Source organism: Enterovibrio gelatinilyticus, assembly GCF_028683095.1.
GTDB classification, from domain to species: Bacteria; Pseudomonadota; Gammaproteobacteria; order Enterobacterales; family Vibrionaceae; genus Enterovibrio; species Enterovibrio gelatinilyticus.
Genome location: NZ_JAJUBC010000099.1, coordinates 1 through 730 on the forward strand (window position 1 = coordinate 1; position 730 = coordinate 730).

1 protein-coding gene is annotated in these 730 nt (G+C 44.5%); it reads left to right on the forward strand.

Translation table 11 applies throughout. From position 1 onward, the window contains the following. Positions 1-334: 334 nt before the first annotated feature. Positions 335-658 (forward strand): hypothetical protein, encoded by a 324-nt coding sequence (locus tag LRP50_RS25380; RefSeq protein ID WP_274167173.1) that lies wholly within the window; start codon positions 335-337, stop codon positions 656-658. The last annotated feature ends 72 nt before the right edge of the window (positions 659-730 follow it).

Sequence of the window (730 nt, forward strand, 5' to 3'; positions counted from 1 at the left end):
AAACACTGCCAGCATCCTATCGTGGGCTGGCTTGTGGTCGGCGATAAACGACAAACAGGCTAAGACGCTTTCGTCATAATTTTTAGGTAATTTAACATTCAAATCCTTCGAAATGGTTCAGGCGCACTTGAGTTGTTTTTCTGTGGGTAGCTTTAGTTCATCAGGGATCGCTGCATGAATTGTGTCGGTAACAATGTAATCAATGCAGGCACCATCCGATGTTTGTCTCCATTACCCCATTCTATAATTCGGCCAAATCTTGCTCAGCGAGCAACTTTTCGCCCGAACCACAAGCAACTCCTTGCTCAGTCAATTCCAAAGCAAACATAACTATTTGTTTTTATGGAAATTTAAAACTGGCGCGTCCCTTGCTTTTATCACCCGTTTCGTTGCTCCCCAAAATCTTGAGTATCTCGACCTACTGGTCGAAGTTACCTCAAAATTTGGTACAGTGTTGTTTAAAGAACAGTCTGGCGCCCGATATACCATTAACCTGCAACAGCCTGAGAATATTGAGAAAGTTGAAGATAACCTCTATCTCGTGGAGCAGTTAGAAGACGACGACGGTCAATTGACTCTCAGAAAAGCCTTGGAGTCAGCTTCACTCCCCATCAGAAACCCAGAGGTTACATTGAAGTGGGTGGCGAAGGTGGCATGATTTTCCAAACCCAGCAAATGTGGTTACTGTTCTTGATGAGTCTAGGTATCCCTGTCTGGCTGCTTTGGAGTG